Origin of the sequence: Cellulomonas sp. McL0617 (assembly GCF_049994875.1) — a bacterium.
Lineage (GTDB): Bacteria > Actinomycetota > Actinomycetes > Actinomycetales > Cellulomonadaceae > Cellulomonas.
Genome location: NZ_CP188256.1, coordinates 3508817 through 3523520, shown reverse-complemented (window position 1 = coordinate 3523520; position 14704 = coordinate 3508817). Strand labels below are relative to the sequence as shown.

Here is a 14704-nt window from a genome sequence, read left to right as displayed (position 1 = left end):
GAGGTTTCGCCACGACTGCCGTCGGGTGGTCCGCTCAACCCGGTCCCGACGGACGAACCAGTCGTTCTCGAGCTCACGCGTCCGGGACGGGGATGCCGTCGGCGTCGACCGGGGTGGTGACGTCGGACCGGACGCCGAGCCGGCCGGCCACGAGCGGGCCGGTGAACCCGTAGACGACCGCGGTGGCCAGCACCACGCCGAACACGACGGGCACCAGCTGCGGGAACGGCTTGCCGGCCTCCTCGAACTGCAGCGCGAACAGGCTGGCGGTGGACGCGGCGACGATGCCGCGGGGCGCCATCCAGCCGACCATCACGCGCTCTCGTCGGGACAGCACGGTTCTCGTCGTGGCGGTCCAGGCGGCGACCGGGCGCAGGACGAGGACGAGCAGCGCGACGAGCCCGAGCGTGGCCGGGGCGTACGTGATCAGCTCGTGCAGGTCCACGCGGGCGGCCAGCACGATGAACAGCGAGCCGATCACCAGCACGCCGACGTGGCTGCCGAACTCGTGCAGCGCGTCGAGCCCGATGAACTTCTGGTTCGCCAGCGTGACGCCCAGGGCGGTCGCCGCCCAGAGGCCTGACTCCTCGTACATCGCCTCCGCGCAGGCGAACGCGGTCAGCGCCAGAGCGACGCCGAGGACCACCTCCATCGAGCGGGGCACGCGCGCGAACCGGATGAGCGCGACGTACACCGCCGCGGTGACGACGCCGACCGCGATCCCCGTCAGGCCTGTCTTGAGGAGCCCCTGCGGGTGCTCGTGCAGGGCGATGTTGGTGATGCCGAGCGCGACGGTCGCGCCGATCGGGTCGATGAAGATGCCCTCGAACGCGAGCACCGACTCGAGCGGCTGCTTCGGCTTGATCACCGCGAGCAGGGGCCCGACGACGGTGGGTCCGGACACGATGAGGATCGCTCCGATCACCGCTGCCCGGACGGGTGGCAGGTCGAACACCCAGTACGTCAGCAACGAGGCACCGACGCCGGTGATCAGCGCGCCGACGGTGACCAGGCCGAGAACAGGGCGTCGGGCGCCGCCCTGCAACCGGGAGAAGTCGAGCTTCAGCGACTCCTCGAACAGCAGGAGTGCGACCGCCATCGAGACGAGCGGGAAGAGGTCGTCCCCGAGGAGCGCGTCCGGGTCAACCCAACCGAGGACCGGGCCGACCAGCAGCCCGAGGAGCAGCAGCAGGATGATCGACGGGATGCGCGTGGCCTTGCCCAGAAGCTGGCCGACGACGCCGAACAGGACGATCGCGGCGATGCCGCCCGTGAACGCGAGCTCCATGGGGACATCATGTCCGCGCCTACGCGACGACGCCCGAGGGCCCCGTCGCGTGGGCGCTGATCGCTTCCTGAGCCGCGCGGCTCAGGTCAGACGCTCGCGCCCGCGAACTCCGTGTGCAGGCGGGCGGTCTCGTCCTGGACGTGGACGGCCAGCTCAGTGAACTTCGACGCGTGCTCCCGGGCGTGGTGGCCGCAGAACAGGAGCTCTCCAGCCGGCAGGAAGACCCGTACGTAGGCCCGTGCGCCGCAGCGGTCGCAGCGGTCGGCAACGGTCAGTGGTTGCGTCATCGTCTCGTTCATGTCCGCGTCAACGCACGGGATGCCGGTTCGATGCCCGCGGGACGGGGTGGTTCGCTCTGCGCGTAGCCGGTGGGGCCGACGACCGTTCTCCGTGCGGCCGCGGTCGTTCACGCGAGGTTCGCGCCGGACGCGTGTCCGGCGCGGAACAACGTCGGTACAGTCGAAAACGACCCGCCCTCAGGAGGCTGCGATGGACTCGACGCTCGATCTCGACGGCTACCGACCGGATGCCGAGGACAACCTGCGCGAGTACATCGACCGGCTGGTGGCCGAGGGCTACAGCGTGTCCGGCGGCGAGGGCGCCGACCCGGTGCTGATCGACCCGGGTGGCAAGGCCGTCGAGACCTGGCGCGAGGACTACCCGTACGAAGAGCTGATGGATCGCGACGTCTACGAGGAGGCCAAGTACCGCCTCCAGATCGAGCTGCTCAAGCTGCAGTACTGGGCTGAGGAGACGGGCGAGCGCCACATCATCGTGTTCGAGGGCCGGGACGCGGCCGGCAAGGGCGGCACGATCAAGCGGTTCATGGAGCACCTGAACCCGCGCGCCGCCCGCGTCGTGGCGCTGACCAAGCCCACCACCACCGAACAGGGCCAGTGGTACTTCCAGAGGTACGTCGAGCACTTCCCGACGGCCGGGGAGATCGTGCTGTTCGACCGGTCCTGGTACAACCGCGCCGGCGTCGAGCGGGTGATGGGGTTCTGCTCCGACGACGAGTACGCGTCGTTCATGCGGCAGGCCCCGGAGTTCGAGCGGCTGATCGTCGACGACGGCACCCACCTGACCAAGTTCTGGTTCTCGGTCACCCGCCGCGAGCAGCGCACGCGCTTCGCGATCCGGCAGATCGACCCGGTCCGCCGCTGGAAGCTCTCGCCGATGGACCTCGAGTCGCTCGACCGCTGGGAGCAGTACTCCGCCGCGAAGGAGGCGATGTTCGCGGGCACCGACACCGACCCGTCGCCGTGGATCTCGGTCCGCAGCAACGACAAGAAGCGCGCTCGGCTCAACGCGATGCGCCACTTCCTCTGCCAGTTCGACTACGAGGGCAAGGACGAGGACGTCATCGGCGAGGTCGACCCGCTGATCGTCCAGCGCGGCCGGCACACGGTGGGCGACTGAGCCTCAGGCGGGCAGCGCCGACGACCGCACGAACGCCTCGGGACCGGCCTCGCCGCCGAGCGACGCCGCGAGCAGCTCGCGTGCGCGAGCGAGGTGCTCGTCGAGCATGCGGGCGGCCCCGGGGGCGTCCCCGGCCTCGATGAGCTCCAGCAGCCGCGCGTGCTCGGCCACGATGATCTCGGGGCTGAGCCGTTGGCGGCCCTGCAGCTGAGCCATGCAGAGCTTCACCTCGAACGCGAGCGAGTGGTACATCGCGCTGGTCCGGGTGCTGCCCAGGGCGTCGATGAGGCTGGTGTGGAACCGCATGTCGGGCTCCACGACCGCGTAGGAACCGCCGGCCCAGAGCGTGGCGATCTCGGCGTTGGCCTCCCGCGCCGTGGCGGGCACGCGGCGTTCGTCGGCAAGCCGGCGCAGCACCTCGGACTCCAGGTAGGTGCGCGTGCGGTAGATGTCGCGGACGTCGTCGGGACCGAGCTCCACCACGCGTGCCGTCTTGTGGTTGTTCCGGACCAGCACCTTCTCGGCCGTGAGCCGTTCGATCGCGGCGCGTGCGCTGGCCCGGGCCACGTCGTAGCGGGTGGCCACGTCCAGCTCGGTGAGCGGGGTGCCGGGCGCGAGCGCGCCGGTCACGACGAGCGTGCGCAGGTCGTCGACGACGGCGTCGACCAGGCTGGTCACCACGATCCCGCGCGCCATCGCCATCCTCTCGTCGCGTCGTCGACAGCCTAAGGGTTGTCAGTTGAGTCTACTTGTCCGACAATCTGAGGGTGATGCCGACGCCGGACTCGCTCTCCGCCCTGCTGGCGGGATGCGTCGCCGACGCCGCGCAGGTCCGCACCGACGAGCTCAGCCTGCGGGCCCTCGCGCACGACGCCTCCCACGTGCTGCTGGTCCCGCGGGCGGTCGTCGCCCCGCGCACCGCCGACGAGGTGGGCCGGCTGCTGCGCGAGACCGCGGCGGCGGGGGTGCCGCTGACGTTCCGGTCGGGCGGGACCAGCCTGTCCGGGCAGGCGGGCGGCGACGGCGTGCTGGTCGACGTGCGTCGCCACTTCCAGCGCACCGAGGTGCTCGACGACGGCGCTCGCGTCCGAGTGCAGCCGGGCGTCACGGTCCGGCACCTGAACGCGCGGCTGGCCCGGCACGGCCGCAAGCTCGGCCCCGACCCCGCCAGCGAGGTCGCCTGCACGATCGGCGGGGTGGTGGCCAACAACTCCTCGGGCATGGCGTGCGGCACGGCCGAGAACAGCTACCGCACCCTCGAGTCGCTGGTCGCGGTCCTGCCGTCCGGCACCGTGGTCGACACGGGTGCTCCCGAAGCCGACTCGCTGCTGCGGACGCTCGAGCCCGACCTCTACGCGGGGTTGCACGCGCTGCGCCGCCGTGTGCTCGACAACCCGTCGTCGGTCGCCACGATCACGCGGCAGTTCTCGATGAAGAACACCATGGGCTACGGGATCAACGCCCTGCTCGACTTCGACACCGTGCCGCAGATGCTCGCCCACCTCGTCGTCGGCAGCGAGGGGACGCTCGCCTTCGTCGCCTCCGCGACGTTCCGCACGGTCCCCCTGCGCGCGCACGCCGCCACCGCGCTGCTCGTCTTCGACGATCTCGGCTCGGCCAGCCGCGCGCTGCCGGGCCTGGTGGCCACCGGTGCCGCGACCCTCGAGCTCATGGACGCCACCTCGTTGCGGGTGGGGCAGGGCCTGCCCGACTGCCCGCGGGAGGTCGCCGCGCTCACCGTGGACCGGCAGGCCGCGCTGCTGGTGGAGTACCAGGCGACGACGGCCGCCGAGCTCGCGGACCTGGTCGGTTCGGCTGCTCCGAGGCTGGGCGACGCCGACCTGACCAGTGACCCCGTCGCCCGCGCCGCGCTCTGGAAGCTGCGCAAGGGCCTCTACACGTCGGTGGCCGGCGCGCGCCGCAGCGGCACGACCGCCCTGCTCGAGGACGTCGTCGTCCCGGTCGAGCGGCTCGCGGACACGTGCGCGTCGCTGACGACGCTGTTCGCCCGGTACGCGTACGAGGACGCCGTCATCTTCGGGCACGCCAAGGACGGCAACCTCCACTTCATGCTCACCGACCGGTTCGAGACGAGCGAGCAGCTGGCCCGGTACGCCGGCTTCACGCAGGACCTGGTCTCGCTCGTGCTGGACAACGGGGGATCGCTCAAGGCGGAGCACGGCACGGGCCGGATCATGGCGCCGTTCGTCCGTCGGCAGTACGGCGACGAGCTCTACGACGTGATGCGCGAGATCAAGCGGCTGTTCGACCCGCGCGGGCTGCTCAACCCGGGCGTCCTGCTCTCCGACGACCCGGACGCCCACCTGCGGCACATCAAGCTCGCGCCGCCGATCGAGGCGGAGGTCGACCGCTGCGTCGAGTGCGGCTACTGCGAACCCGTCTGCCCGTCGCGCGACCTGACGCTGACCCCGCGCCAGCGCATCGTGCTCCGGCGCGACATCCGCAGCGCGGAGCTGAGCGGGGACACGGCGACGGCCGAACGGCTCGAGCGGGCGTACGAGTACCCCGGGGTGGACACCTGCGCGGTCGACGGCATGTGCGGCACGGCGTGCCCGGTCGGCATCAACACGGGTCTGCTGGTCAAGACGCTGCGCCGCGAGAACCTGCCCGCGCCGACGGCCCTGGTGTGGACCGCCGCCGCCAAGCACTGGGGGACCACCACGTCGCTCGCCTCGTCGGCACTGTCGCTTTCCGACGCCCTGCCAGGCCCACTGGTGCCGGCGGTCACCTCTCTCGGCCGCGCCGTGCTCGGCGCTGACACCGTCCCGGGATGGACCCCCGACCTTCCGCGCGGCGGCGCGCCCCGGCGCCGGCCCCGACCCTCGTCGTCGCCCGACGCGGTGTACCTGCCCTCGTGCGTGAACGTCATGTTCGGCCCGGCGCAGGGCCGCGGGGTCCAGGTGGCGTTCGAGGACCTGTGCGCCGCGGCCGGTCTCACGGTGCTGGTTCCCGACGGGATCGACGCCCTCTGCTGCGGCACGCCCTGGTCGTCCAAGGGCGTCGCCGCGGGCCACGAGGCCATGCGCGCACGCGTGCTGCCGGTGGTCCGCGAGGCCACCGACGGCGGGACGCTGCCGATCGTCTGCGACGCCTCGTCGTGCACCGAGGGCTTCCGGCACCTGCTCGGCGACGAGCTCGAGGTCATCGACGTCGTGGCCTTCGTCGCCGACCGCGTCCTGCCCGTGCTCGGACCGTACGAGCGGCTGTCCACGCTGACGGTGCACCCGACCTGCTCGTCCACCCAGCTCGGCCTGGACCCCGCACTGATGACCGTCGCCTCGGCGGTCGCGCAGAGCGTCACGGTGCCCCTCGACTGGGGCTGCTGCGCGTTCGCCGGCGACCGCGGGATGCTCCACCCGGAGCTCACCGCGTCGGCCACCCGGCGCGAGGCCGCCGAGGTTGTCAGCCTCGACGCGCAAGCGCACGCTAGCTGCAACCGCACCTGCGAGCTGGGCATGACGCGAGCCACGGGCGCCACCTACCGGCACGTCGTCGAGCTGCTGGCCGAGCAGGCCCTCCCCTGATCTGCACCATCCGTTCCGTCCGTTATCGCATGTCCAGCAAAGGAGCAGAGATGAACCCGGACACCACGGCACTCGTCCTGATCGAGTTCCAGAACGACTTCACCACCGAGGGCGGGGTGCTGCACGGCGCCGTCGAGGCCGTGATGGCGAGCACCGACATGCTCGCCCACGCCGCGACCGCGCTCGAGGCCACCCGTGCCGCCGGCGCCACCGTGATCCACAGCCCGATCGCGTTCCAGGCCGGCTACGGAGAGATCACCGCGCACCTGTACGGGATCCTCAAGGGCGTCGTGGACTCCAACGCGTTCGTCAAGGGCTCGTGGGGCGCGGACTTCGTCGCGGACGTCGCACCGGCTGACGGCGACATCGTCGTCGAGGGCAAGCGCGGTCTGGACGCGTTCGGGTCGACGAACCTCGACTTTATCCTGCGGTCCAAGGGCATCACCACCGTCGTGCTGGCGGGCTTCCTGACCAACTGCTGCGTCGAGTCCACCATGCGCTCGGCGTACGAGAAGGGCTTCGAGGTCATCACCCTGACCGACGCCGTCGGCGCGACCTCGCAGGCCGAGCACGACAACGCGATCACCTACGACTACCCGATGTTCTCCAAGCCGATGACGACCGACGAGTACGTCGCCACCCTGCGCGGCGCGCCCGTCACTGCCGACTCCTCGCGCGGGTACTGAGCGCGCCGGCGGTCCGGTCACGCCACCGGGCCGCCGCTCCTCGGGGCGGGTCCCGTCGACCCGCGGACCACCAGCTCCGTCGCGAGCTCGACGTGCAGCGCGTCGACCTTGTGGCGAGCCATCAGGCGCACGAGCAGGCCGACCGCGATCCGGCCCATCTCGGCGAGCGGCTGCCGGGCAGTCGTCAGCTGCGGCACCGACGCGCGGGCCACGTCGGAGTCGTCGAACCCGGTCACGGACAGGTCGTCGGGGACCGCCAGACCGCGCTCGGCGGCGGCGTGCAGAGCACCGATTGCCACCTTGTCGTTGAAGCAGACCAGCGCCGTGGGCCGCTCGGGCAGGTCGAGCAGCTCGGCCGCGGCCCGGTGGCCGGCGTCGGTGGTCGGCTCGATGGAACGGTGCAGCTCGGGCGGGGGCATGAGGCCCGCGTGCACCATCGCGGCCGCGTGGCCGGCCTGCCGCTCGACCGCGGCGGACCACTCGCGCGGGCCCCCGATCACCCCGATCCGGCGGTGACCCAGCTCGAGCAGGTGGGCCGTGACCCGCCGAGCACCGGCTCCGTGCGCGGCCGAGACGGCGGCGACGTCCGGCGGGGGCGGGGTGCGCGGGTCGACGACGACGAACGGGAACCCGGTACGGCGCAGCGCGGCCAGCTCGGCGGGGCGTTCGGGCGGCAGGACGAGGACCGCGCCCGCGACGTCGGGCCGGCCGGCCAGGCCGAGCAGCGGGTGCGTGGCCTGTGCGACCTCGCCCGCGTCGAGCAGGACGGCGCGCCCGTGCAGCTCGAGCGTCTCGGCGACCGCGGACACGACGAGCCCGAAGTAGTCGGTCAGGACGTACGGGCACCGCACGAACACGGGCCCGGAGCGCTCGGTCGGCACCGCGCGGGCGAGCGGCGCACGCGGGCCCAGCTCGCCCACCGCGCGCAGCACCAGGTCGCGGGTCCCGGCGGCGACGTTGGGGTGGCCGTTGAGCACCCGAGACACCGTGGCGATGGACACCCCGGTCGACGCCGCGACGTCCCGGACCGTCGAGCGCGGGCCCGGCTCCTTGGTCATGTTTCATGCTCCGTTTCAGCGCTCCGGTTGACAGCGCGCGCTCGACGTCCTGTGCTGTCCGGTACGCGCGGACTGTACCGCGTTGCGTGTTTCGCACCGTCGGAGGTGCGTTACATCTGTTCCATCGGTCGGTCTCAACGAGGTGTCCCGGCCGGTGACGCAGCATCCCGCCCGGGGCGACGAGGCCTCGGGTGCGACTCGACGAGGAGTGCACGATGAGACGGAACCTCCTGCGCATCGCGGTGGCCACGGCCGCCTCCGGTGCACTGCTGATCCCCGCGGCGGCGGCCCAGGCGACCGGCGGGCGGCCCGGCCACGGCGATCCCACCGTCCAGGCACAGGTCTGGGTCACCACCCCCGACCGCGCCGAGCTCCTGCACCAGCGTGCCCCCGTCGCGTTCGCCGCCGGATCGTCGGACCTCGCGACGATCGTCGTCGACCCGGACCAGACCTTCCAGACGATGGACGGCTTCGGGGCCTCCATCACGGACTCCTCCGCGTCGGTGCTCTCGGCGCTGTCCCCGGCCGAGCGGGACAAGGCGATGACGTCGTTGTTCGACCCTCGTCAGGGCATCGGCGTCAGCTTCCTGCGGCAGCCGGTCGGATCGTCGGACTTCACCGCGGCGGCCGAGCACTGGACCTACGACGACATGCCCGCGGGCCAGACCGACCTGCCGCTCGCGCACTTCTCGGTCGCGCACGACGAGGCGCAGATCCTCCCGCTGCTGCGCCAGGCCAAGCGGCTCAACCCGCAGCTCTCGGTGATGGCGACCCCGTGGAGCCCGCCCGCGTGGATGAAGACCGGCGACTCGCTCGTCGGCGGCCGCCTCAAGGACGACCCGGCGATCTACGACGCCTACGCCCGCTACCTCGTCGCGTTCGTCCAGGCGTACGCCAGAGCCGGCGTGCCGATCGACTTCCTGTCGGTCCAGAACGAGCCGCAGAACCGGACGCCCGACGCCTACCCGGGCACGGACATGCCCGTCGCGCAGGAGGTCAAGGTCATCGAGGCGCTCGGACCGATGCTCAAGAAGGCCAGCCCGCGCACGAAGATCCTCGCCTACGACCACAACTGGCAGACGCACCCGAACGACGTGGCGAAGACGCCCCCGGGTGAGGACCCGGCGACCGACTACCCGTACCAGGTGCTCGCCAGCCCGGCCGCGAAGTGGGTGGCCGGCACCGCCTACCACTGCTACTACGGCGACCCGAGCGCGCAGACCGCCCTGCACGACGCGTACCCGACCAAGGGCATCTGGTTCACCGAGTGCTCGGGCTCGCACGGCGCGACGGACACCCCGGAGCAGACCTTCCGCGGCACGCTCACGTGGCACGCCCGGACGATCACGATCGGCACCACCCGCAACTGGGCGAAGACCACGACGAACTGGAACATCGCCCTGAACGAGGACGGCGGCCCGCACCTGGGCGGGTGCAGCACCTGCACGGGTCTGCTGACCGTCCTGGCCGACGGCACCACGCGCACCGACGCCGAGTACTACACGATCGGGCACCTCTCGAAGTTCGTGAAGCCGGGGGCGCAGCGCATCGCGTCGACCTCGTTCGGCACCACCGGCTGGAACGGCCAGATCATGGATGTCGCGTTCCGCAACCCCGACGGCTCCACCGCCCTCGTCGTGCACAACGAGAACGACGACCCGCGCAGCTTCGCGGTCGCCCTGGGCGGCCAGTCCTTCGAGTACACCCTCCCGGGCGGCTCGCTCGCGACGTTCACCTGGCCCGCGTCGCGCGTCCTGCGGGACCGCACCACCGAGCTCGACCTGTCCGGAGCGACCGCGACCGCCTCGTCGAACCCCACCGACGCCGGCCTCGCCGTCGACGGTGACCCGACGAGCGACGCCTCGACCCGGTGGTCGTCGGGCACGGGCCAGGCGCCCGGCCAGTACCTGCAGGTCGACCTCGGCCGCCCGAAGCTGTTCCGCCAGGTCGCCATCGACTCCGGCGACAGCACGGGCGACTACGCCCGCGGCTGGCAGGTCGACGTCAGTCTCGACGGGACGCACTGGCGGACCGCCGCGTCCGGAAGCGGCACCGGCCAGCTGACCACCGCCGACGTCGGTGTCACGCTCGCCCGCTACGTGAAGGTCAGCTCGACCGCGACCGCCGGCAACTGGTGGTCGATCGCCGACCTGCGGCTGTACCGCTGACGTGCCGGCTGCACTTGGGTGGGTGGGCCCCGTGGGGATCGAACCCACAACCCGCGGATTAAAAGTCCGCTGCTCTGCCAATTGAGCTAGAGGCCCGGGGGATCAGCGTTTTAATCCGTGGAACCCTCCGGACAACGCCCGTGTGGTTCGCAGCTCCCGGATGCCGATCGTAGTCGGCGCCAGGCACTGCGCAGAGCGGCTTGACGGTTGCGACCCGCGGTGAGGCAGGAGGCTCGATCTGTGTTCAGTTGTAGTCGAAGCGGGCCCGCTTCGACTACGGGCACGGTGCAGCGGCCGGCGAGAGTGCAATCGGCTCCGGCCGGACGGTCGGGCTCTACTCGGCGGGTTGATGACCGGAGCGGGTGACGGTTGGGTGTGGCTGCCTCCTGGTGCCCACAGTGACGACGTGGCGGCATGGGATCACTGAGGCAGCGGGGCTCCAATGCGGTTCCACCTCCAGGCCGGCCGGACGTCGACGGCGCGCTACGGTCTCGCGGACGAGGGGCGCCGAGCGCCCTCCAGCGCCGAAGGTTGAACGCGACCGCGAGGGACGTGTCCGCCCCCACGACCGACAAGATGGTGCGAGGGTCAATGCGTCCAACGTTCGGCGAGCGATGAGTCGTCGTACATCACGGGGACCGACATCGTCGTCGACGGCGGCTGGTTCTCGTCGGGCCCGTACCTTGCCAACGAACGCTCACACCACATGCTCAGCCTCCTCGACAAGAAGGAGCACGTCGAGGCGTTCCTGCACCACTTCAGGTGAGCTCGGCCTCGACGTTGCGTGCGAAGCGGTGTCAGGCGCGCGTGGCGGTGAACTCCATGAAGTTCGTGATGTCCAGGCGCCGCATCATCGCGCGCACGGGCGCAGGCAGCTCGGCGAGGACGTCCGCGTCGCGCCGCACAGGAGTGGTCAGCGTGTAGCGCCGACCCATCCGGCGCATCTCGCCCCCGTCGGCGGCGAGCATGTTGAGCGCCCAGCTCGCGTTCTCGTCGTACGCGAGGCCCACGACGAATCCCTTCGACGTGCGGTACGCCTGCACCGGAGTCTCGAACTGCTTGCCGCTGCGACGCCCTACGTGGCGCAGAACCGCGAGCGGAGGCATCCATGCGGCGAGCGGCCGCAAGACCGGGTTGATGTACTTCTTCGTCGCGCCGGAGATCCCGGTGAGTGCGGTCATGGCGAACTCCTTGGTCGTCGGTGTTGGCTGGTCGGAAGTGCGAGCATCGCGAGCTCGGCCATCCCGGAGGCGGCCGACGGACAGCGCTCCGGCCAGTGCGGGAACAGGGCCCAGCACCTGCGTGGTCCACGTCGGGTGGTCGGCGGGACCCCACTGGTACGTCAGTGACCCATCACGGCCGCGGACCAGCCGGCCATCGCCCGGCGACCCGAACAGGACGCTGATCTCCATCGCGGAGTAGCTCTTGCCGGCGTCGAGGTGCCCGTCGAGCTCGGGTACTACTCCTGTGACGGCGGCCAGCTGTGCGCTTGCTGCGTCATGGCGCCAGCTGATGATGCTCTGGGTTGCCGCGAGCGTCGCGACGAGCAGCGCGGCGCCACCGGCGAGCGCCCAGCGCAGCTTCTTCGTCGACCTGGTGGCGCTCGTGCTCGGGTCCGCGCCGCCGTCCTCGGACGCGTGCGTGGGTTCGCCGTCGGCCAGCTCGACGGCTTGCATGTTGCGCCCCCTCATGGCGTGACGGTACCGAGGAGCCCGGCGGCGGTGCCCGAAATCGCGCACGTGAGCCATTCGCTTCGCAAGCGGAGCGCGTTCCGCTCGGGCAGTGAGTCATCTTGCAGGTCAGGGGCAAGATTCCTGGACCGAGTTGTTGTCCCCATCCACAAGAGGCCCGATGGATGGGGACTTCCATTGGGAGTGTCCGAATCCTCCGAGGCCAGACCCGGCTGAACCTCGGGTCATCGGAGCGCTGCGGGCGGTTCGACGTCGTCGTAGAGGCGCACGGCCGCGAGCAGGTCGTCCGCCCGACGCTCGAAGACGGCGACTCCTGCCTGCGGTGAGATCGTCTCGCTGCCCCAGCGGACGCAGTTGTACTCGACCGCGCAACGCGTGCCGTCGTCGGTCACGGTGCAGTGCTGGAGCTCGATGCCGCCGCCGGCGCTGAAGCACGTGGTGAAGTAGGTCCCCAGCTCCGCGGCGCCGCGATGAGCGTCGTGCGGGCCGAACGACTCTCGGAGGTAGCCGTCCTCGGCGAAGGCACCCGTGACGGCGGGGACATCGCCGTCACGCAGCGCGGTCTGGAAGCGGCCGACCACGCCGGAGAGGGCCTCGCGCATCGGCTCCAGGAGGGATGGCCGGGGGTGGCGTCGCCCGTCGACCGGCCACTGGCTGCAGTAGGTGCGGAAGATGACCGACCGGTCGTCGGGGGACTCGGCGACGACCGCGACGGGCCAGACGGTCGCCTGCCCGTCGCTCTCGAGGTGCGCGAGGATCTCGACCGCGGCCCGTCGCCCGACGGTCGTGGAGGCCACGGTCTCGACCCGGGCGTGCTGGCTCGCCAGCCACGCGGTGTTGCGTCGCACGAAGTCGCGGAGCTGGTGGTGACCTCGGACCAGGCCGGCGCGGGGGTCGTAGACCTGGACGTCCCCCGGCCACACGACGTCGAGATCGTGCGAGCTGCCGGAGCTCAGCGCCGCGAGGTACTGCGCGACCGGGTCGGCGTGACCCTCCTCGCGCACCTGCCTGCGGGCAAGCTCGGCGGCGGAGGCGAAGTCCGGGAACCACGGCATGGCGCCACGATGCACCCTACGGGGTAGTGCGCGACAGTCCCGGCGGACGCGGTCAGAGGTCGATCACCAGGTCTGTGAGCGGGCGCGACGAGCAGATGAGGAGCTCGTCGTCCCCGGGCGGCTCGAGCGGAGGGGTGCCGTAGGTCGCCTTCCCGGACATCAGCCCGGTCACGCAGGTGTGGCAGACGCCGGTCCGGCACGACCACTGCGTGGGGACGTCGCACGCCTCGGCGAGCTCGAGCAGCGAGCCGTAGCGGTCCGACCATCTGGCGGTGAGCCCGGAGCGGGCGAAGGTGACGGCGGGTCCCGTCCCGAGCACGCCCGGAGTTTGGTGGGGCGGAGGCGCCTGCGCACCGACGACGCCCGGGTTGATCGCCGACCGTGAACCGAAGCGCTCGGTGCGGACACGGGCCGGGTCGAGGCCGGCGCGTGCGAGCGCGGCCACCGTGCCGTCCATGAACGTCTCCGGACCGCAGACGTACGCGCTCGCGTCGGCGGGAAGCCCCAGCCCGGCCACGACGTCCGCCGTCAGCCGACCCGTGCGGATCCCTGAGCCGGGGGCGGGAGGTCCCTCTGGCGTCGTGTAGTAGACGAGCGAGCGGGCGGTCGGCAGCGCAGCGACGAGGGCGGCGACCTCGTCGGAGAAGGTGTGGGTCGCGGCGTCGTGGGTGGTGTGGATCCACCACACCTCCCGCGTGCTGCGAGCGCTCGTGAGGTCGTGCAGCATCGCGAGCAGGGGAGTCAGCCCGATGCCTGCGCTGATGAGCAGCACGGGCTCGCTGCCCTCGTCGAGGACGAAGCCACCCCTCGGCGCGGCGACCTCGAGCTCGTCTCCGGGTTGCAGGTGGGCGTGCAGGTGCGCGCTCACGAGACCGTGCGGCTCGCGTTTCACGCTGATCCGGTAGTGGCCGCCGCCCGGGTCGCCTGACAGCGAGTAGGTCCGGACTGGGGCTGGGTCACCGGCGCCCAGCACGCGCAGCGTGAGGAACTGGCCCGCCTCGAACGCGGGCAGGGCATCGTCGTCCCCGGCGAGCAGGAACGAGGTCACCGAGGATGTCTCGACGACGACGCTGGTGACGGTGAGACGGCGAAAGCCCACCCACGACGGCGCGCCCGCGACCGCGACGCCGCCAGTCCCGACGACCTGCGGGCCCCCCTCGAGCATGGCCCGGAACGACTCGCGCCAGCCCGGGCTCAGTGCCGGGATGTCGATGGCCGCTCGGAGCCGCCCCTCGTCGTGCCCGGGCAGGTAGAGCAGCGCGTCGATGTCGGCCACGCTCAGGGCGTTGGGCACCCGTGTCGTGCGCGCGATCTGGTCGCCGGCGGCGACCTGTCCCTCGGTGATCACACGCAGGTAGAACCCGGGCCGGTGATGAGCGACGAGCAGCGACGGGAGCTGCGGCTGCCCCATGCGCATCGCGACGCGGAAGCATGTGACCCGCGGCTGCGTGACCTCGAACTCCGCCTCGCCGATCCGGTACCGGTCGCCGACGAGGACCTCGTCGTCGCCCAGCCCGTCGACGGTGAAGTTCTCGCCGAACGCACCGGGCTCCAGCTCGTCGCTGCCGAAGAACTCCTGCCAGTGCCGGTACGAGTCGAGCTGGTAGACGAGGACCGCGCGCTGCTCACCACCGTGACCGGCGAGGTCGCCCTGGCCGTCACCGTCGATGTTGAGGCGGCGGACCATCTGCGGGCCGGTCACCGGGCTCTTCCACACGCCCGTGTGCACCGTCCGACCACTCCAGGGGACGTCCCGGGGCATACCCACGTTGACCGAGACGAGCGTCGCCATGG

The 14704-nt window shown here is 71.5% G+C and carries 11 protein-coding genes and 1 tRNA gene; 4 read left to right on the top strand and 8 right to left on the bottom strand.

What is annotated here, in order from left to right:
- Window positions 1–73: 73 nt before the first annotated feature.
- Both ACPPVS_RS15985 and ACPPVS_RS15980 read right to left on the bottom strand, forming a co-directional pair.
- The gene (locus ACPPVS_RS15985) at window positions 74–1288 is read right to left on the bottom strand and encodes a cation:proton antiporter (protein WP_426593220.1); all 1215 of its coding nucleotides are present in this window, start codon (window positions 1286–1288) and stop codon (window positions 74–76) included.
- A gap of 86 nt (window positions 1289–1374) precedes the next feature.
- Complete coding sequence (locus tag ACPPVS_RS15980; RefSeq protein ID WP_426593219.1) at window positions 1375–1575, bottom strand: DUF7455 domain-containing protein; 201 nt, start codon at window positions 1573–1575, stop codon at window positions 1375–1377.
- Window positions 1576–1777: 202 nt separating this feature from the next.
- Here ACPPVS_RS15980 and ppk2 point away from each other — a divergent pair, with 202 nt between their 5' ends.
- A complete protein-coding gene (gene ppk2, locus ACPPVS_RS15975; protein WP_426593218.1) occupies window positions 1778–2707 on the top strand; it encodes a polyphosphate kinase 2 in 930 nt (309 codons plus the stop codon).
- A 3-nt stretch (window positions 2708–2710) separates the two neighbouring features.
- Here the strand turns inward: ppk2 and ACPPVS_RS15970 are convergent, their stop codons facing one another.
- Entirely contained in the window at window positions 2711–3403 is a 693-nt protein-coding gene (locus ACPPVS_RS15970) for a GntR family transcriptional regulator (RefSeq protein WP_426593217.1), read from the bottom strand.
- Between the two features lie 74 nt (window positions 3404–3477).
- Between ACPPVS_RS15970 and ACPPVS_RS15965 the strand changes: the two genes are divergently transcribed.
- Window positions 3478–6252 (top strand): FAD-binding and (Fe-S)-binding domain-containing protein, encoded by a 2775-nt coding sequence (locus tag ACPPVS_RS15965; RefSeq protein WP_426596002.1) that lies wholly within the window; start codon window positions 3478–3480, stop codon window positions 6250–6252.
- Window positions 6253–6302: 50 nt separating this feature from the next.
- A complete protein-coding gene (locus ACPPVS_RS15960; protein ID WP_426593216.1) occupies window positions 6303–6938 on the top strand; it encodes a cysteine hydrolase family protein in 636 nt (211 codons plus the stop codon).
- 17 nt (window positions 6939–6955) lie between these two features.
- On the opposite strand, the gene ACPPVS_RS15955 is transcribed toward ACPPVS_RS15960, so the two are convergent.
- On the bottom strand, window positions 6956–7996 hold the full coding sequence (locus tag ACPPVS_RS15955) for a LacI family DNA-binding transcriptional regulator (RefSeq protein WP_426593215.1): 1041 nt from the start codon (window positions 7994–7996) through the stop codon (window positions 6956–6958).
- A 215-nt stretch (window positions 7997–8211) separates the two neighbouring features.
- Here ACPPVS_RS15955 and ACPPVS_RS15950 point away from each other — a divergent pair, with 215 nt between their 5' ends.
- Complete coding sequence (locus tag ACPPVS_RS15950; protein WP_426593214.1) at window positions 8212–10164, top strand: discoidin domain-containing protein; 1953 nt, start codon at window positions 8212–8214, stop codon at window positions 10162–10164.
- A 23-nt stretch (window positions 10165–10187) separates the two neighbouring features.
- Here the strand turns inward: ACPPVS_RS15950 and ACPPVS_RS15945 are convergent.
- From ACPPVS_RS15945 to ACPPVS_RS15930, 4 genes are all read right to left on the bottom strand, one after another.
- Window positions 10188–10260: transfer RNA gene (locus ACPPVS_RS15945), tRNA-Lys, on the bottom strand.
- Window positions 10261–10961: 701 nt separating this feature from the next.
- Complete coding sequence (locus ACPPVS_RS15940; RefSeq protein WP_426593213.1) at window positions 10962–11855, bottom strand: hypothetical protein; 894 nt, start codon at window positions 11853–11855, stop codon at window positions 10962–10964.
- A 224-nt stretch (window positions 11856–12079) separates the two neighbouring features.
- Window positions 12080–12910 (bottom strand): nuclear transport factor 2 family protein, encoded by an 831-nt coding sequence (locus ACPPVS_RS15935; RefSeq protein ID WP_426593212.1) that lies wholly within the window; start codon window positions 12908–12910, stop codon window positions 12080–12082.
- Between the two features lie 52 nt (window positions 12911–12962).
- Window positions 12963–14702, bottom strand: coding sequence for an MOSC domain-containing protein (locus tag ACPPVS_RS15930; RefSeq protein ID WP_426593211.1), 1740 nt, complete (start codon window positions 14700–14702; stop codon window positions 12963–12965).
- Window positions 14703–14704: the final 2 nt, after the last annotated feature.